General features: G+C 64.2%; 17 protein-coding genes. 16 read left to right on the top strand and 1 reads right to left on the bottom strand.

Annotation, left to right across the window (positions count from 1 at the left end; all coding sequences use genetic code 11):
- From L2I41_RS06430 to L2I41_RS06405, 6 genes are all read left to right on the top strand, one after another.
- Window positions 1-645, top strand: coding sequence for a chemoreceptor glutamine deamidase CheD (locus L2I41_RS06430; protein ID WP_237152695.1), 645 nt, complete (start codon window positions 1-3; stop codon window positions 643-645).
- Window positions 646-656: 11 nt separating this feature from the next.
- Window positions 657-1766, top strand: a complete 1110-nt coding sequence (locus tag L2I41_RS06425) for a protein-glutamate methylesterase/protein-glutamine glutaminase (protein ID WP_237152694.1) — start codon at window positions 657-659, stop codon at window positions 1764-1766.
- A gap of 61 nt (window positions 1767-1827) precedes the next feature.
- Window positions 1828-2898 carry a methyl-accepting chemotaxis protein gene (locus L2I41_RS06420; protein WP_237152693.1) on the top strand — a complete coding sequence of 357 codons (1071 nt, stop codon included), beginning with the start codon at window positions 1828-1830 and terminating at the stop codon, window positions 2896-2898.
- Between the two features lie 51 nt (window positions 2899-2949).
- Window positions 2950-3252 (top strand): STAS domain-containing protein, encoded by a 303-nt coding sequence (locus L2I41_RS06415; RefSeq protein ID WP_237152692.1) that lies wholly within the window; start codon window positions 2950-2952, stop codon window positions 3250-3252.
- A 12-nt stretch (window positions 3253-3264) separates the two neighbouring features.
- A complete protein-coding gene (locus L2I41_RS06410) occupies window positions 3265-4506 on the top strand; it encodes a PP2C family protein-serine/threonine phosphatase (RefSeq protein ID WP_237152691.1) in 1242 nt (413 codons plus the stop codon).
- The gene (locus L2I41_RS06405) at window positions 4503-5060 is read left to right on the top strand and encodes an ATP-binding protein (RefSeq protein WP_237152690.1); all 558 of its coding nucleotides are present in this window, start codon (window positions 4503-4505) and stop codon (window positions 5058-5060) included. Before L2I41_RS06410 ends, L2I41_RS06405 begins: the two co-directional genes overlap by 4 nt.
- A 471-nt stretch (window positions 5061-5531) precedes the next feature.
- On the opposite strand, the gene L2I41_RS06400 is transcribed toward L2I41_RS06405, so the two are convergent.
- The gene (locus L2I41_RS06400) at window positions 5532-6062 is read right to left on the bottom strand and encodes a gamma carbonic anhydrase family protein (RefSeq protein WP_237152689.1); all 531 of its coding nucleotides are present in this window, start codon (window positions 6060-6062) and stop codon (window positions 5532-5534) included.
- A gap of 196 nt (window positions 6063-6258) precedes the next feature.
- On the opposite strand from L2I41_RS06400, the gene miaB reads away from it, so the two are divergent.
- The 10 genes from miaB to nusA all read left to right on the top strand — a co-directional run bounded on the left by miaB (window position 6259) and on the right by nusA (window position 17300).
- Complete coding sequence (gene miaB, locus L2I41_RS06395; RefSeq protein ID WP_255720127.1) at window positions 6259-7689, top strand: tRNA (N6-isopentenyl adenosine(37)-C2)-methylthiotransferase MiaB; 1431 nt, start codon at window positions 6259-6261, stop codon at window positions 7687-7689.
- Window positions 7690-7732: 43 nt separating this feature from the next.
- Complete coding sequence (locus L2I41_RS06390) at window positions 7733-8755, top strand: PhoH family protein (protein ID WP_237152688.1); 1023 nt, start codon at window positions 7733-7735, stop codon at window positions 8753-8755.
- On the top strand, window positions 8752-9234 hold the full coding sequence (gene ybeY, locus L2I41_RS06385; RefSeq protein WP_237152687.1) for an rRNA maturation RNase YbeY: 483 nt from the start codon (window positions 8752-8754) through the stop codon (window positions 9232-9234). The genes L2I41_RS06390 and ybeY overlap by 4 nt, the downstream gene beginning before the upstream one ends.
- 97 nt (window positions 9235-9331) lie before the next feature.
- Entirely contained in the window at window positions 9332-10360 is a 1029-nt protein-coding gene (locus L2I41_RS06380; RefSeq protein WP_237152686.1) for a hemolysin family protein, read from the top strand.
- A 70-nt stretch (window positions 10361-10430) separates the two neighbouring features.
- Window positions 10431-12053 carry an apolipoprotein N-acyltransferase gene (gene lnt, locus L2I41_RS06375; protein WP_237152685.1) on the top strand — a complete coding sequence of 541 codons (1623 nt, stop codon included), beginning with the start codon at window positions 10431-10433 and terminating at the stop codon, window positions 12051-12053.
- A 134-nt stretch (window positions 12054-12187) separates the two neighbouring features.
- Window positions 12188-12604: a helix-turn-helix domain-containing protein gene (locus tag L2I41_RS06370; RefSeq protein ID WP_237152799.1), complete on the top strand. Its 417-nt coding sequence runs from the start codon at window positions 12188-12190 to the stop codon at window positions 12602-12604.
- Window positions 12605-12860: 256 nt separating this feature from the next.
- Window positions 12861-14039 (top strand): methionine adenosyltransferase, encoded by a 1179-nt coding sequence (metK, locus tag L2I41_RS06365; protein ID WP_237152684.1) that lies wholly within the window; start codon window positions 12861-12863, stop codon window positions 14037-14039.
- Between the two features lie 155 nt (window positions 14040-14194).
- Window positions 14195-14902, top strand: a complete 708-nt coding sequence (trmB, locus tag L2I41_RS06360; protein WP_237152683.1) for a tRNA (guanosine(46)-N7)-methyltransferase TrmB — start codon at window positions 14195-14197, stop codon at window positions 14900-14902.
- A 186-nt stretch (window positions 14903-15088) separates the two neighbouring features.
- Complete coding sequence (gene rimP, locus L2I41_RS06355) at window positions 15089-15646, top strand: ribosome maturation factor RimP (protein ID WP_390633925.1); 558 nt, start codon at window positions 15089-15091, stop codon at window positions 15644-15646.
- A 55-nt stretch (window positions 15647-15701) separates the two neighbouring features.
- On the top strand, window positions 15702-17300 hold the full coding sequence (nusA, locus tag L2I41_RS06350) for a transcription termination factor NusA (protein WP_237152681.1): 1599 nt from the start codon (window positions 15702-15704) through the stop codon (window positions 17298-17300).
- The last annotated feature ends 17 nt before the right edge of the window (window positions 17301-17317 follow it).

Below are 17317 nucleotides of genomic sequence, written 5' to 3'. Positions count from 1 at the left end.
ATGACCCTGCATCGCGCGTCTGCCGCCCATCCCTCGCGCGCCCCCAAGGGGAGCGGCCACAGCGGCAACTTCAGCCGGCTGTTCGACAATCGCTTCAACGCCTGGAGCGTGCGCGTGGCGCCGGGCGACTATTACGTCACCGCCGAGCCTGACGAGATGATCGTGACGGTGCTGGGCTCGTGCGTGTCGGCCTGCGTGCGCAATCCGCGCACCGGCTTCGGCGGGCTCAACCACTTCATGCTGCCCGAGAGCGGGTCGGGCGAGTGGAACGGCGTCAACGCCTCCATGCGCTATGGCAACTATGCCATGGAAGCGCTGATCAACGAGGTGCTGAAAAGCGGCTGCCAACGGCACGAGCTGGACATCAAGCTGTTTGGCGGCGCCAATTTCAATGACGGCAGCACCATGGTGGGCAGCCACAACTCACGCTTTGCCATCGAGTATCTCAGGGCCGAGGGCCTCAGGATCGGTTCGACCGATCTCGGGGGACGGCACGGACGACGGATCCATTTCTTCCCCGCAACCGGCGTGGTGCGGCGGCTCTTGCTGAAATCCGAAGCCGATCGTTCCGTGGTGGCGGAGGAAAGGCAATATGTCTCGAAGCTGGCGCGCCTGCCGGTCGAGGGCGAGATCGATCTGTTCTGAGAGGAAAGACCATGACCGCTGCCCGCCTCCGTGTCCTGATCGTCGACGACAGCGCTCTGATGCGCGAACTGCTCTCACGCCTGCTCGGCAGCGATCCGGAGATCGAGGTGATCGGAGCGGCGGCCGACCCCTATGCGGCGCGCGAAATGATCAAGCGGCTGACCCCGGACGTAATCACGCTGGACGTGGAGATGCCCGGCATGAACGGCATCGCCTTTCTGGAAAAGATCATGACGCTGCGGCCGATGCCGGTGGTGATGATCTCGACGCTGACGCAATCCGGCGCACGGGCGACGCTGACCGCGCTGCAACTGGGGGCCGTCGACTGCGTGGCCAAGCCGTCGGGCAGCGGCCGCGACATCGAGCGGCAGCGCGAGGAGATCATCACCAAGGTGAAGGCGGCGGCGGTGGCCAATGTGCACCGGCTCACCCGGCAGCATCAGGTGTCGACCAGAATGACGCCGTCAGGTCCGGACAGGCCGGTGACGCTGATCGCCATCGGCGCTTCGACCGGCGGTGTGGAGGCGGTGAGCCACATCATCGCGCCGCTGCCGGCGGAGATGCCGCCGATCGTCATCGTGCAGCACATGCCGCCGCATTTCACGCGGCATTTCGCCGAGCGGCTCGACGAGCAATGCGCGCTCAAGGTCAAGGAAGCCGAGGACGGCGAGCCCTTGCGGCCGGGCACGGTCTATATCGCGCCCGGCGGCCGGCAGTTCGAGGTCGGGCGCAGCGGGCCGCGACGGGTCTGCGTGCTGGGCGGGGAAGAGCGGGTGTCGGGCCATTGCCCCTCGGTGGACGTGCTGTTCCGTTCGGTCTCCCGCCTGGCGCCTGCCGATGCCCTGGGCATCCTGCTCACCGGCATGGGACGCGACGGTGCGGCGGGTCTGCTCGAAATGCGCCTCGCGGGCGCGCTGTGCATCGGCCAGGACGAGGCAAGCTCGGTGGTCTACGGCATGCCAAAGGCGGCCTTTGAAAATGGAGCAGCTTCGATGCAGATGTCCCTCGAAACAATTCCGGACTATCTGACCGCGCACTTCTCACATAGTAAAAAACAACAGGACAGCAACATTTTGTTACAGGCAGATTGCGACAAGATGATGGTTGCGCCTCAACACTAAATAAATGCAGCCATGCCTAGAGTATATTATGAGCACACAGCCAGAACCGATCACAGCCAACATGATTTCTCAAGATGCCCGCTCTGAGGCGCTTGGACTGCTTTCGCGCTGGCTCGGACTGTCCGAGTTCCAGCAGCGGACGCTCGGGTCGATCATCCAGGAGGTGAGCCAGGTCTCCACGGAGATGCAGGGCAGCATCGAGGGGATCAGCGGCCGCATCCAGAATATCGCCACGCGCTCGCGCGAACAGGTGGAGACGGTGCGGCATCTGTCGGAGACGGCCAATCGCGTGGAGTTCCACGGCGAGTCGGTGCCGATCGACGCCATCGCCGCCAGCCTGGGTGAGACGCTGTCGGAGCTGATCGAGAAGATCATCTACCTGTCGTCGCGCGGCGTCTCCATGGTCTATACGCTCGACGACGTGTTCGCCGACCTCAAGACAGTGGAAGGCTCGGTCACGCGCATCGACCAGATCAACCGGCAGACCCGCCTCCTGGCGCTCAACGCCAAGATCGAGGCGGCGCGGGCCGGGGAGTTCGGCGCTGGCTTTGCCGTGGTGGCCGACGAAGTGCGCATCCTCTCCAGTTCGGTGGACGAGCTGTCCGAGGGGCTCAAGAACCAGATCCGCAAGATCGGTGCGGGCCTGCAGCACAGCTATTCGATCCTGAGAGAGATCGCCACCATCGACATGTCCGAGCAGAATCTCGAGGCCAACTCGCGCATCACCCGCCTGATGGAGGCGATGGTAACGCAGGCAAGCGAGACGGCCACGATCCTGGCGCGGGCCGCCGACGCTTCGGGCGACATTGCCAACGACATGAGCGCCACCATCATCGCCATGCAGTTCCAGGACCGGGCGACGCAGCATCTGGACGCGGTGTGCAAGGTGCTGGACGATCTCAAGCAATCGCAGACCGAACTGGCGACCACCCACCTTCCGGCTCTGGGCGACTTTTCGCCGGACGAGACGGCGGAGCGGGCGTGGATCGCGCGCCTCCTCGACCGGGTGACGCTGGGCGACATGAAGCGGCGGCTGATCGACGACCTGAAGCTCGCCCATGACTTCCTGCCCGCCGCGAGCACGGCGCCACCGCCGCCGACGAACGCTGGCGACGACATCGAACTTTTCTAGCTTCCGCGCGCCACGCGCCGGCACGGACACCCCGACACAGGAGACCCACAAGTGCGACTTTCAACGGAACACACGGGTTCCACCTTCACCGCCCATCTGGCCGAGCGCCTGTCCTTTGCCGACCATCCCGCCTTTCGGACGCTGATCGAGGATATCGCACGGGCCAAGCCGAGCAGTTGCGTGTTCGAATTGTCGGAACTGCAGTCGATCGACTCGGCCGGCCTCGGCATGTTCCTGATCGCGCTCGATGGTGCCAAGAAGGGCGGCTGGTCGCTGACGCTGCGCAATGCGCAAGGCCATGTGAAGAGCCTGCTGCAGCTCGGACGGTTCGACAAGCTGCTGCAGCTCGAATGACGGGAGGGTTCCATGCACCTCGCCCTTCCCAACCTGAAGCTATCGTCTCGCGAGCTGCGCGATCCCGGCCTTAGCCCCGCCACCGACGACGCGCGCATTCTCGTGGTCGACGACAGCCCGACCATGCTGACGGTGATCGTGTCGACATTACGCCGGCACGGCTTTGTCAACGTTGTCTCCGCGACGGACGGCCAGGAGGCGATGGAGGCCATTCTCGCCCGCGCGCCCGATCTCATCATCACCGACCTGCTGATGCCGACGGTGGACGGCTTCGAACTCTGCCGGTGGATCCGGTCGCATGAGAGCTATCGCGACATTCCGATCCTGGCGGAAACGGGACTGGGCAAGAGCGAGGGATCGGTGGACGCCTTCGCCTCCGGTGCCACCGACCTGATCATGAAGCCCATCAACACGCTGGAGCTGATTGCGCGCGTGAAGGTGCATCTGGAACGACGACGACTGCTCGACAACCTGCTGGAGTTTCGCCGGCACATGGAGATGGAACTGGCGTCCGCGCGCTCGATGCAGCATTCGATCCTGCCGTCCAGCGAAGCCATAGAGCAGATCGAGCGCGACTACGCCCTCGACATCGGACAATACTACAAGGCATCGCAAGGGCTCGGCGGCGATATCTGGAACGTCATAGACTTCGGTACCGGCGTTGTGGCCTTTTTCGCAGCCGACTTCTCGGGCCACGGGGTCAGTGCGGCGCTGAACACCTTCCGTCTGCACACCTTCCTCGACCGCGACATGAATACCGCCGTGGAGCCGGACGAGTTTTTGCGCAGAGTGAACGTCTTCTTGTGCAATACGCTGCCGCTCGGCCAGTTTGCCACCATATTCTGCGGCCTGATCGACGTGGAGGCGGGCGAATTGCGCTTTGCTTCGGCGGCAGCCCCCCCGATGCTGCTCTGCCATGCTGACGGCCAGTGCAAAACTCTGGAATGCTCCGGCTTGCCGCTCGGTGTCAGTCTGGACGCCGACTTCGAGGCTCACAAGTGTGCATTTCCTGTCGACAGCCAGTTGCTGCTCTATTCCGACGCGCTGATCGAAACGCCCGATCCGCCGGAGTCGATCTACACGCCGGACAGCCTGCGACAGACGCTGCAAGGTTATGCCGGACTGCCTGCCGCCGAAGTGGTCTCGCGCATCGTGACCGGCCTCTACGAGCGATCGGACGAAAAGCCCGAGGACGACCTGACAGTGGTTGTGATCCGGCGACTCGCAAGGCAGCAGAGAGGTGACGCAGCATGAGCGTGAGAACGCGAAAGGTCGCCACCTCACTGGCCACCGACGACCGGTCGTCGGCCATTCTCGACTATGTGGCGCGGCACAAATCCGGGGTCGGGCGCATGATCTCCTCCGTCTTCGAAATCCAGACCATGGCCGAGGCGGAACGCCTCGCCACCATGCTCGCCACGCAATACCCGGACCCCGAGAAGGTCTCGACCGGCATTTGGGAACTGCTGGCCAATGCCATCGAGCATGGCAATCTCGAGATCAGCTTCGCGGAAAAATCGGACCTGCTGCTCAGTGGGCAGCTCTCGGAAGAGATCGAGCGGCGGCTCGGGGATCCCGCCTTCCGCGACCGTTATGCCCGGGTGGAGTTCCACCGGACACGCCGCAGCATCCGCCTCAGGGTCGCCGATGACGGCCCCGGCTTCGATGCGCTCGCCTTCCTGGGATCCGAGCCGGACATGACCCGGCCCAACGGCCGCGGCATCTTCATCGCCGACCGCTTCTCGTTCCACCGCCTGCGCTATCTGGGCAAGGGCAATGTGGTGGATGCCGTCTATCAGCTGGATTGAGGGCGGCGGCGCTGACGACCCGACATTGCAGGACGTGCCTTTCATGCCAACTTGCCAGAATGCTGACGCATTGGCTCGTTGACGAAATTTCGAATTTCTCATCTGCATCAACTACTGCTGACCGGCGGTGGGCGTTCCGGGCACCAGCCAGTTGGGGTTGGGGACATCCGATGGCCTGACCACATGGACGGCAGACGGGTTTGTGACTTCGAAGGATGTCAGGACGTGCGGCTTGGCGATGGACTGCGCAGCGTCGATGGCGTTTGCGTCTTTCCAATTGCTGGCAAGGACCTTCGGACATTTTTGTAATGACTGCGTGGATGGTCCGCCTTCGCGGACCATGACAAGCGATGTATTGTGCAGGAATACAAAGGATTAGGTTGCGTTCGTTCCATCGCCAGCGCGAAATTGCCCACAGTTCCCCGCTACTCGTCACACTGTCCTGCATTGTGTCGTGTAGTGTGTTCACCGTCAGTCGATGCGCTTCAGCCCCTTGGCGAAGCGTTTGAAATTCTTGGCGTAATTGTCCGCCGAGCGGGTGAGGCGGGCGATGGCGGCTTCGTCGAGCTGGCGAACCGCCTTGGCGGGGGCGCCGACGATCAGCGAACCATCGGGGAACTCCTTGCCTTCGGTGACGAGGGCGTTGGCGCCGACCAGACAGTTGTTGCCGATCTTCGCGCCGTTCAGGATGGTGGCCCCCATGCCGATGAGCGTGTTGTCACCCACGGTGCAGCCATGCAGGATCACCTGATGGCCGATGGTGCAGCCGGCGCCGACGGTGGCAGGGAAGCCCGGATCGGTGTGGACGGTGGTGCCTTCCTGGATGTTGGTGCGGTCGCCGATGGTGATGAGCTCGTTGTCGCCGCGCAGCACGGCGCCGAACCAGACGCCGACGTCCACCCCGAGCTTGACCTTGCCGATCACATGCGCGTCGGGTGCGACCCAATAGCTGCCGGCCTCGGGCAATTGCGGGGCGATACCGTCGAGTTCATAGATGGGCATGGGACAACTTCCTGCACGACAAGGACAATTTGATCGGGCGGCAAGCTTGCCGCAGCAAGACCGCCGCTGACAAGCGCTCTGATCGTCGCGCCACCAACGAAAATGTTGGAAAACCGCTTTGCTCAAGTGGCGCATTTGATCTAGATGCACTTAACTGGAACAGGGCAACGGCCCAAGCTTGAAAGTGTGAGACGCGGTGACGGGCAACAAGACGGTATTCATCAAGACCTATGGCTGCCAGATGAACGTGTATGACAGCGAACGCATGTCGGACACGCTTGCCCCCCTCGGCTACACGCCGACCGACGACGCCGACAATGCCGACCTGATCATCCTCAACACCTGCCACATCCGCGAGAAGGCGGCCGAGAAGGTCTATTCCGAACTCGGGCGCATCCGCGTGGCCAAGGGCGAGCGGGCGGCCCAGGGCAAGGAGACGCTGGTGGCCGTCGCCGGCTGCGTCGCCCAGGCCGAGGGCGAGGAGATCATCCGCCGCGCGCCGGCCGTGGACATGGTGTTCGGCCCGCAGACCTATCACCGCCTGCCCGAGCTGATCGAACGCGTGCGCAAGGGCGAGCGGCCGTCCGAGCCCGAGGCGACCGCCCCGTTCAAGGCGCCGCGCAGCCCGAAGGTGGTGGAAACCGACTTTCCGCTGGAAGACAAGTTCGACCACCTGCCGGCGGCCAAGGCCGAGGTGACGCGCGCGCGCGGGATCACCGCCTTCCTGACGGTGCAGGAGGGCTGCGACAAGTTCTGCAGCTTCTGCGTGGTGCCCTATACGCGCGGCTCGGAAGTGTCGCGGCCGGTGGAGAAGATCTTCAGCGAAGCGGAAGCCCTGGTGGCGGCCGGCGTGCGCGAGATCACGCTGCTCGGCCAGAATGTCAACGCCTATCACGGCCTCGGCGCCGACGGGGAGATGTGGACGCTCTCCGAGTTGCTGCGCCGCCTCTCCGACATTCCCGACCTCTGGCGCATCCGCTACACCACCAGCCATCCGCGCGACATGGACGACGCGCTGATCGCGGCGCATGCGACCAATCCCAAGCTGATGCCCTATCTGCACCTGCCGGTGCAGTCGGGTTCGGATCGCATCCTTGCCGCCATGAACCGCCGCCACACGGCGTCCGAATATGTGGAGCTGATCGGAAAGATCCGCGCGGCGCGGCCCGATCTTGCCGTCTCCGGCGATTTCATCGTCGGCTTCCCCGGCGAGACCGAGGCGGACTTCGAGGCGACGATGGAGCTGGTGCGGCAGGTGAACTATGCCGCCTGCTATTCGTTCAAGTATTCGCCGCGTCCCGGCACGCCGGCGGCAACGGAAGCCGACCAGGTGCCCGAAGCGGTGAAGACCGAGCGGCTGCATCGCCTGCAGGCGCTGCTGGACGCCCAGCTCAAGGACTTTTCCCACAGCCTCATCGGGCGCACCCTGCCCGTGTTGTTCGAGAAGGAAGGGCGCCTGCCAGGCCAGATCGTTGGCCGCTCGCCCTATCTTCAGCCTGTCAATGTCATGGCGCCGTCGCATCTCATCGGCCAGATGGCGGATGTGGTGATCGAGGGCACCGGAGCCTTCTCGCTGTTCGGCAGCCTTGTCGGCGAACCGGCGGCGACGGAACGGCGTCTTGCATGAGGCGCCTTACACCCACGCGGTCCGCTCACGCTCAGGAGTTTCAATGACATACGCCTCGGACATGACCCATGTGGTGCTGGTCTTCGACGACAACAGGCTGATTGGACATCTCTATGGGCAGTTCGACCAGAACCTGGCGCTGATCGAGCAGAAGCTCGGCGTGGATGCCACCGCGCGCGGCAACCAGGTGACGATCCGCGGCCCGCACGAGGCCTGCGCCCGCGCCCGCGACGTGCTGAACGCGCTCTATGAGCGGCTGCAGACGGGTCAGGAGCTGACGGGCGCCGACGTGGAAGGGGCGATTCGCATGGCGCTCGCCGTCGGCTCGCAACTGCCGCTGCCGACGCTGGAGCCGAAGACGCGGCTGCAGCTTGCGCAGATCTCGACGCGGCGCAAGACGGTGATTGCCCGCAATCCGGCGCAAGACGCCTATATCCGCGCCATGGATCGCTCGACGCTGGTGTTCGGCCTCGGGCCGGCCGGCACGGGCAAGACCTATCTGGCCGTGGCGCACGCGGCGGCCATGCTGGAACGGGGAGATGTGGCGCGCCTGATCCTGTCGCGTCCGGCGGTGGAGGCGGGCGAGCGGCTCGGCTTCCTGCCCGGCGACATGCGCGAGAAGATCGATCCCTATCTCAGGCCGCTCTATGACGCGCTCTATGACATGATGCCGCCCGAGCGGGTGGAGCGGGGGCTCACCTCCGGCGCCATCGAGATCGCGCCGCTCGCCTTCATGCGCGGCCGGACGCTGGCGAACGCCGCCATCATCCTCGACGAGGCGCAGAATACCACGTCGATGCAGATGAAGATGGTGCTGACGCGCCTGGGCGACGGCTCGAAGATGTTCATCACCGGCGACCCCTCGCAGATCGACCTGCCGGCGGGACAGGTGTCGGGCCTTGTCGAGGCTTCGCGCATTCTTGAGGACACCCCCGGCATCGTGCAGGTGCGCTTCACCCATGAGGACGTGGTGCGCCACGAACTGGTGGCCAAGATCGTCAAGGCCTATGACGACGACAGCCGCCATCGGCTTGCGACGCGCGAGACGCGTGAGGGACGGTCATGAGCGGGCAGCCGACAGTGCAGATCGACGTGCTGGTGGAATCGCGCCTCTGGGGCGAGGGCGATGACTGGCTGGCGCGGATCGACCGGGCCGTGAAGGCGGCGGTCGAGGATTGCGACGCGGCGATCACGGCGGATGCCGAGTTGTCGGTGGTGCTGACCGACGACGCGTCGATCCGCCTGCTCAATCGCGATCACCGGGGCAAGGACAGCCCGACCAACGTGCTGTCCTTCCCGCAGGATGACCCCGACAGCGACGCCTATGGCCCGCTGCTGGGCGACATCGTGGTGGCGCACGAGACGGTGGCGCGCGAGGCGATCGAAGGCGACTTGCCTTTCGACAATCACTTCGCCCATATGATCGTGCATGGATTTCTGCATCTCGTCGGGTATGATCACATCACCGACGAGGAAGCCGAGGAGATGGAAGGGCTGGAAACAGCCGTTCTCGCGCGCCTCGGAATTCCCGATCCCTATGCCTGAGGGCCGATGACCGGGCCGGGCCGCTGGGGATGGGGGAACAAGACATGAGCAGGGACGGCGCCGGCAACCGCGGCGCGGAAGCTGCGGAAACAGGACGATGAGCGACATAGACAGCCAGAGTACATCCGCGGCCGGCTCGCATGGCACGGCCGCGAACGACAGTGGCAATATTTCCTCCGGATCGAGCTGGCTCAGCCGCGTCCGGGAAGCCTTCGGCTTCAAGACTTCGGCCACGCTCCGGCAAAACCTGGAGGCGGCCCTCAGCCAGGAAGACGCGCTCGACGCGGCTTTCTCGCCCGAAGAGCGGCTCTTGATCCGCAACATCCTGCGCCTGCGCGAAACGCGCGTCGCCGACGTGATGGTGCCGCGCGCCGACATTGCCGCCGTCGAGGTGGAAACGACGCTGGCCGAGCTGCTCGGCCTGTTCGAGGCCTCCGGCCATTCGCGCATGCCCGTCTATCGCGAGACGCTGGATGACGCCATCGGCATGGTGCACATCAAGGACCTGATCGCCCACATTACCGGCAAGTCGCGCCGCCCCCTGCCGGCGGGCAGCCACGAGGTGCACGCCGCCGATGGCATGGACGTGTCCAACGTCGACCTCAGCGTGACGCTTGAACAATCCAAACTGGTTCGCACGGTGCTGTTCGTGCCGCCGTCAATGCCGGCGACCGATCTTCTGCAGAAAATGCAGGCGACGCGCATCCAGATGGCGCTGGTGATCGACGAATATGGCGGTACCGACGGTCTCGTTTCGATCGAAGACATCGTGGAGACCATCGTCGGCGAGATCGAGGACGAGCACGACGAGCATGACAGCCCGATGGTGCGCCTCATCCAGGACAACGTCTATCTGGCGGACGCCCGCGCCGATCTTGAAGACGTGATCAAGATGGTCGGGCCGGCCTTCAAGGTCGAGGACTATGACGAGGAAGTGGACACGCTCGGCGGCCTGCTGTTCGCCATTCTCGGCCGCATTCCCGCACGGGGCGAGGTGGTGACGTCGGAAGACCTGCCGGGCTGGGAGATCGAGGTGCTCGACGCCGATCCCCGCCGGATCAAGACCGTCAGGATCGTAGGCCTGCAGCCGCCGGCTACCGAAACCACCGAGGCCCCGCCAGCCTGATTGGCTCGTGACTTTTGGCAAGCCCTGTCCATGATGGCAACATGCTGATTCGGGCAGACAGGGTGGCCGGATGTTTCGATCGATTGCACACCGTCTTGTGCTTGTTTGGGGATGGCGGCGCTGTCTTGTCGCCTTTGCTGCGGGTGCCGCGTCGGCGCTGGCCATGGCGCCGATCCATTTCCTGCCGATTCTGTTCCTGACCTTTCCAGTCCTGGTGTTCCTGATCGACGGATCGGTAGCGCCCGGTCGACGCGGCCTCAGACATCTGCGGCCGGCGGCGGCCATCGGCTGGTGGTTCGGCTTCGGCTATTTCCTGGCGGGGCTCTACTGGATCGGCGACGCCTTTCTGGCCGAAGGCAATGCGGCGCTGCTGCCGCTGATGCCGCTGGCGGTGATTGCCCTGCCCGCCGGCCTCGCCCTGTTCCCCATGCTCGGCGTGCTGGCGGCCCGGATGATCTGGCCGGACGGACCGACCCGCATCCTGGCACTGGCACTCGGATTGGGCAGCTCGGAATGGCTGCGCGGCCACATCTTCACCGGCTTTCCCTGGAACCTGTTCGGACAGGCGGTGACCTTCACCGACGTGACGGCCCAGGCGGCCGCGGTAGCCGGCGTCTATGGCCTCACCTTCGCGGTGATCGCGGTCTGCGCCGCACCGGCCCTCATGGGGGACGAGGACCGGGGCCAGATCCTGCTGCGCCGCTTTCTCCTGACTCTGGCCGTGCTGGCGGTCGGCGCCGATGTCAGCTTCGGCTTGTACAGGTTGTCGCACGCGGCACCCACAGGAAAAAGCACAATCGAGAATATACGCGTCAGGATTGTCCAGCCAAATATCGACCAGAGCCAGAAATGGTCGCCGGAGTTCCGGCAGGGAACCCTGGACAAGCTGATTGCCCTCTCCGATTCGCGTACAGATCCAGAAACACTCGGCGCGGTAAGCTTTCGTCAGATCATCTGGCCGGAGACCGCCCTTCCGTTCTTTTTGACAGAGGAACCCGAAGCTCTCGGCCGTATTGCAGAACTGTTACAGCCTGGAACAGTGCTGGTGACCGGCGCCCCACGCATCGACCGGAGTGAAGACGGACGCCACTTTTACAATTCTGTATACTTGATCGACGACCGCGGAAACATTCTGGATGCATATGACAAGATTCATCTCGTTCCATTTGGCGAATACTTGCCGCTGGAATCGCTTGCCAAGCGCCTGGGATTGTCCGATTTGTTCAAGGGCATCGGTGGATTTTCGGCCGGACCGACGCGGAATCTGATCGCACCGCCGGGTCTGCCATCCTTCGTTGCCGTCATCTGTTACGAGGCAATCTTTTCCGGAGAAGTCCTTGATGCTTCAATGTCCAAGCGTCCGGATTATCTGTTGAATGTAACCAACGACGGCTGGTTTGGAAACACAGCGGGTCCCTATCAGCACCTTGATCAAGTGCGACTGAGAGCAATTGAAGAGGGGCTGCCTGTGCTGCGTGCAGCCAATACCGGCATTTCAGCCATAATTGATGCGTATGGACGTATAGTTGCACAAATACCAACCGGAACCGAGGGTGTACTGGACGGGTTGGTTCCTTCGGAACATCCTGACTCGCCATTTACGCGGAGGCCATTAGCGTTCCAGCTGTCTTTTGTTGCCTTTTCCATAATTCTACTGGTCCTTGGACGCAGAAAACGAATGAAGGGGAGTTGACAACTTCTCGTTCGAAGGCCAACAATCCCCGCGCGCAGACGCAGCCGTTAAATCACAGGCTGTCCACAGTCGCGGCGCTGTCCGAGCAGTGCCTAAGAACGACGCAGGCTCCTTTCCGCAACACGAGTATAAAAATCATGGCCAGCAAAAAATCTCCGAACCCGATCGACATTCACGTGGGCGGCAGGGTCCGTCTGCGCCGCATGATGCTCGGCATGAGCCAGGAGAAACTTGGCGAAGCCCTGGGCATCACGTTCCAACAGATCCAGAAATACGAGAAGGGTACCAATCGCGTCGGGGCCAGCCGTCTGCAGCATATTGCCACGGTCCTCAAGGTTCCCGTCTCCTTCTTCTTCGAAGATGCTCCGGGTACGCCCGAAGAAGCTGCCGGTTTCGCAGAGAACAACAGCCACTCCTATGTGGTCGACTTCCTGTCCTCCACCGAGGGCCTGTCGCTGAACAAGTCCTTCGTCCGCATCAAGGACGCTCGCGTGCGTCGGCGCATCGTCGACCTCGTCCAGACCCTGGCGGCCGAGGAACCCGAGAGCTGAGTTCAGCCCGTTCCCCCGTCGAGGGGCGTGAGACATGCAGAAGGCTCCGGCACACCACCGGAGCCTTCTTGCGTTTGGGCAATGCGCCGGACAGCCATGGCAGAGGACAAAATTTCCCGCCGGAGGCCGGCACACGAACGGATCGGCTTGCACTTCTTTATGCAGCTTGCCAAAAGAGGGCGTTCAATGTCGCCGAAGCGACATGAAACCGCCGTATCCACACGTGCGTAGCAATTACTTAGAGGGGTCAACCCTAATGTCCCGGCAGAATTATCTCTTCACCTCTGAATCCGTGTCCGAAGGCCACCCCGACAAGGTGTGCGACCGGATCTCCGACACCATCGTTGACGCTTTCCTCGCCGCCGAGCCGCAGGCTCGCGTCGCTGCGGAGACACTGGCCACCACCAATCGCGTGGTGATCGCCGGCGAGACGCGCGGTCCGTCCTCGGTCAACAACGAGCTTATCGAGCATCTGACGCGGCAGGCGATCCGCGACATCGGCTATCATCAGGACGGCTTCCACTGGGAGACGGCCAAGATCGAGATCCTGCTGCACGAACAGTCGTCGGACATCGCCCAGGGCGTGGACGCTGCCGGCAACAAGGACGAAGGCGCGGGCGACCAGGGCATCATGTTCGGTTATGCCTGCCGCGAGACGCCGGATCTGATGCCGGCGCCGATCTACTACGCCCATCGCATCCTCAAGCGTCTTGCCGAAGTGCGCAAGTCCGGCGAGGAGCCGCGCCTCGGCCCCGACGCCAAGAGCCAGGTGACGCTCGCCTATGAAGGCGGCAAGCCGGTGCGGGCGACCTCGATCGTGCTGTCGACGCAGCATCTCGACGCCTCGATGACCTCGACCGACGTGGCCGATCTCGTCCGTCCCTATATCCTCGACACGCTGCCGAAGGGCTGGGTGACCGACGAGACCGTCTGGCACGTCAACCCCACAGGCAAGTTCGTCATCGGCGGCCCCGACGGCGACGCGGGCCTGACCGGCCGCAAGATCATCGTGGACACCTACGGCGGTGCGGCCCCGCATGGCGGCGGCGCCTTCTCCGGCAAGGACCCGACCAAGGTGGACCGCTCGGCCGCCTATGCGGCGCGCTGGCTGGCCAAGAACATCGTGGCGGCCGATCTCGCCGACCGTTGCACCATCCAGGTGTCCTATGCCATCGGCGTCTCCGATCCGCTGTCGATCTACGTGGATCTGCATGACACCGGCAAGGTGGACCCCGCCAAGATCGAGAAGGTGCTCTCGGACCGCGATTTCGTGCGCCTCAGCCCGCGCGGCATCCGCGAACGCCTCGGCCTCAACAAGCCGATCTATGCGCGCACCTCGTCCTACGGCCATTTCGGCCGGGCGGCGGAAGCGGACGGCGGCTTCTCCTGGGAAGCGCTGGATCTGGTGGACGCGCTGAAGGGCGCCCTCGGCTGACGCGCTTTCCCCCGTTCCGTCAGATCCGGCCCAGCCGGCCCTGACGGAGACGCCCCGACCGGAGGTCGCCCGCCTGAACGCTTGCGGGCTCCATCGGGAAGTATTTTGCAGTCCCCGGCTTGAACAAGGCCGGGGACTGTCTTTATTTGCGAGCCATGAACGACGAGACCACATCCGCCCCCGAAATGCGCCAGGCCGCCTTCTTCGGCCGCCGCAAGGGCAAGACCATCCGCCAGACGCAGGCCGCGCGCATGGACGCCCGCCTGCCCGAGCTGTCGCTCGACCTTGGACAACCGGCGCCGGCCGCGCTGTCGGACCTGTTCGGCCATGCGCCCAGGGAGATCCGGCTGGAGATCGGCTTCGGCGGCGGCGAGCACATGATCCACCGCGCGCTCGAGCGACCGGACGTGGGCTTCATCGGCGTCGAACCCTTCCTCAACGGGCTCTCCAAGGCGGTGTCGTCGATCGAGCGGCATGGCCTCAGCAACATCCGCCTCTATGGCGATGATGCAGTGAAGCTTCTCGACTGGCTGCCGGACGCCAGCCTCGACCGGGTTGCGCTGCTCTATCCGGACCCCTGGCCGAAGAAGCGGCACTGGAAGCGGCGCTTTGTCGGCGCCGACAACGTGGCGCGCTTTGCCCGGGTGCTGAAGGCGGGCGGCGAGTTTCATTTCGCCTCCGACATCGACACTTACGTGGACTGGACGCTCGAGCATGTGCGAGCCAATCCGGCCTTTGCCTGGACGGCGAGCGGGCCGTCCGACTGGCGCGAGCCCTGGGCCGGCTGGCCGAGCACGCGCTACGAAGCCAAGGCGCGGCGGGAGGGCCGAGGCTCGGCCTACCTCACCTTCCGGCGGAACTGATTGTGACGGCGCCCATTGATTTCCGCGAAAAAGCGGCCTATATGGGAGCCAACAATTCTGATGCGCTTAAGTGCGGGTTGGGAGTGGGTCCGAAAGGTCCCGCTCTTTTTTATTACCTGTACCCTGGCGAAGACGTGACGAAGTGACCCGATGACTGCCGAAGACCAGATGCCCTTGCCGCCCCTGATGGGCAGCCCCGTCGAAACCACGCTGGACGAGCCGCGCCTTGTGGCCGAGACCGGAGTGGAGGCGCGCGTGGCCACCATCATCGAGCCGGCGCTGCTCGATCTCGGCTACCGCCTGGTGCGCGTGCGCACCTCCGGCAACAGCGGCATGACGCTGCACATCTTCGCCGAGAAGGCCGACGGCACCATGAGCGTCGACGACTGCGAGGTGGTGAGCAAGGTGGTGTCGCCGCTCCTGGACGTCGATGATCCGATCGGCAAGGCCTACCATCTGGAAGTCTCCTCGCCGGGCATGGATCGGGTGCTGGTGCGCCGCTCCGACTTCGACCGCTGGACCGGGTTTGAGACCAAGCTGGAACTGTCGGTGCCGCTCATCGGTCGCAAGCGCTTCCGCGGCTGGCTGCTGGGCACCAAGGACAATACCGGCGGCATGCGCCTGTTGCAGCCGCTCGAAGACGGGACGCAGGAGATCTGGTTCCCGCTCGACACGCTTTCCGAGGCTCGCCTCGTTCTCAACGATGCCTTGATCCGCGAATCGCTCAAGGCAGGCAAGAACTGACCCCACGGCGGGAGCGCCGTGTGAAAAGGACCCCAACGGGTAGGAGATTGAAGTCATGGCAGTCAGTGCGAACCGGCTGGAACTTCTGCAGATCGCCGACGCGGTTGCCCGCGAGAAGGTGATCGATCGCCAGATCGTCATAGCCGCGATGGAAGACGCCATCCAGAAGGCAGCGCGTTCGCGCTATGGTTCGGAAACCGACGTGCGCGCCGAGATCAATCCGCGCACCGGTGAAATTCGTCTGCAGCGCCTGTTGCAGGTGGTCGAGAAGGTCGAGAACTACTCGACCGAGATTGACCTCGTTGAAGCGACCAACCGCAACCCGGCCGCCCGCCTCGGCGACTTCATCTCCGAGCCGCTGCCGCCGATCGACTTCGGTCGCATCGCCGCCCAGTCGGCCAAGCAGGTGATCGTGCAGAAGGTGCGCGAGGCCGAGCGTGACCGCCAGTTCGACGAGTTCAAGGACCGCATCGGCGAAGTGGTCAACGGCGTGGTCAAGCGCGTCGAATATGGCAACGTGATCGTCGACCTCGGTCGTGGCGAAGCCATCTGCCGCCGTGACGAGCTGATCCCGCGCGAAGCCTTCCGCTATGGCGACCGCATCCGCGCCATCATCCACGACGTGCGTCGCGAGCAGCGCGGGCCGCAGGTGTTCCTGAGCCGCACCCATCCGCTGTTCATGGCCAAGCTGTTCGCCTCGGAAGTTCCCGAGATCTATGACGGCATCATCGAGGTGAAGTCGGTGGCCCGCGATCCGGGCTCGCGCGCCAAGATCGCCGTGATCTCCAAGGACTCCTCCATCGATCCGGTCGGCGCCTGCGTCGGCATGCGCGGCAGCCGCGTTCAAGCGGTGGTGCAGGAGCTGCAGGGCGAGAAGATCGACATCATTCCCTGGTCGCCCGACGCGGCCACCTTCATCGTCAATGCGCTGCAGCCGGCCGAAGTGGCCAAGGTGGTGCTGGACGAGGATGCCGAGCGCATCGAGGTGGTGGTGCCCGACGAGCAGCTGTCGCTGGCCATCGGCCGCCGCGGCCAGAACGTGCGTCTGGCCAGCCAGCTGACCGGCTGGGCCATCGACATCATGACCGAGCAGGAAGAGAGCGAGCGCCGCCAGAAGGAATTCAACGAGCGCACCGAGCTGTTCATGAACGCGTTGAACGTCGACGAGGTCGTCGGCCAGCTGCTCGCCACCGAAGGCTTCGGCTCGGTGGAAGAGCTGGCGATGGTGGACCGCGACGAGATCGCCTCGATCGAAGGCTTCGACGAGGACACCGCCGAGGAAATCCAGGCGCGTGCGCAGGAATTCCTCGACGCCAAGGAGCGTGAGCTCGACGAGGAGCGCATCAAGCTCGGCGTTGCCGACGAACTGCGCGAGATCCCCGGCGTGACCACCGCCATGATGGTGGCGCTTGGCAAGGATGGCGTGAAGACGGTCGAGGATCTCGCCGGCTGCGCCACCGACGATCTGGTCGGCTGGACCGAGCGCAAGGGTGGCGAGACCCTGCGCACCAAGGGTATTCTGAGCGATCTCGACCTCAGCCGTGTGGACGCCGAAGCCATCGTGATGGCCGCGCGCGTTGCCGCCGGCTGGATCGAGGCGCCGGTTCAGGAAGAAGAAGTCGAAGAGGTCGAGGCGGACAGCGAGGAGGCCTGAGCCTCCTCGACGTTGCG

Source organism: Oryzibacter oryziterrae, assembly GCF_021864535.1.
GTDB lineage: Bacteria > Pseudomonadota > Alphaproteobacteria > Rhizobiales > Pleomorphomonadaceae > Pleomorphomonas > Pleomorphomonas oryziterrae.
Note: the sequence above shows the minus strand (reverse complement) of the source record. Positions and strands in the feature narration are given on the sequence as shown.

Bases quoted from the DNA above. Each gene is read 5' to 3' on its own strand.
- L2I41_RS06400 (WP_237152689.1), bottom strand. From the start codon at position 6,062: ATGCCCATCTATGAACTCGACGGTATCGCCCCGCAATTGCCCGAGGCC.
- L2I41_RS06420 (WP_237152693.1), top strand. From the start codon at position 1,828: ATGATTTCTCAAGATGCCCGCTCTGAGGCGCTTGGACTGCTTTCGCGC.
- ybeY (WP_237152687.1), top strand. From the start codon at position 8,752: ATGAGCGGGCAGCCGACAGTGCAGATCGACGTGCTGGTGGAATCGCGC.
- trmB (WP_237152683.1), top strand. From the start codon at position 14,195: ATGAACGACGAGACCACATCCGCCCCCGAAATGCGCCAGGCCGCCTTC.
- rimP (WP_390633925.1), top strand. From the start codon at position 15,089: ATGGGCAGCCCCGTCGAAACCACGCTGGACGAGCCGCGCCTTGTGGCC.
- L2I41_RS06430 (WP_237152695.1), top strand. From the start codon at position 1: ATGACCCTGCATCGCGCGTCTGCCGCCCATCCCTCGCGCGCCCCCAAG.
- L2I41_RS06405 (WP_237152690.1), top strand. From the start codon at position 4,503: ATGAGCGTGAGAACGCGAAAGGTCGCCACCTCACTGGCCACCGACGAC.
- nusA (WP_237152681.1), top strand. From the start codon at position 15,702: ATGGCAGTCAGTGCGAACCGGCTGGAACTTCTGCAGATCGCCGACGCG.
- L2I41_RS06425 (WP_237152694.1), top strand. From the start codon at position 657: ATGACCGCTGCCCGCCTCCGTGTCCTGATCGTCGACGACAGCGCTCTG.
- L2I41_RS06410 (WP_237152691.1), top strand. From the start codon at position 3,265: ATGCACCTCGCCCTTCCCAACCTGAAGCTATCGTCTCGCGAGCTGCGC.
- metK (WP_237152684.1), top strand. From the start codon at position 12,861: ATGTCCCGGCAGAATTATCTCTTCACCTCTGAATCCGTGTCCGAAGGC.
- L2I41_RS06380 (WP_237152686.1), top strand. From the start codon at position 9,332: ATGAGCGACATAGACAGCCAGAGTACATCCGCGGCCGGCTCGCATGGC.
- lnt (WP_237152685.1), top strand. From the start codon at position 10,431: ATGTTTCGATCGATTGCACACCGTCTTGTGCTTGTTTGGGGATGGCGG.
- L2I41_RS06390 (WP_237152688.1), top strand. From the start codon at position 7,733: ATGACATACGCCTCGGACATGACCCATGTGGTGCTGGTCTTCGACGAC.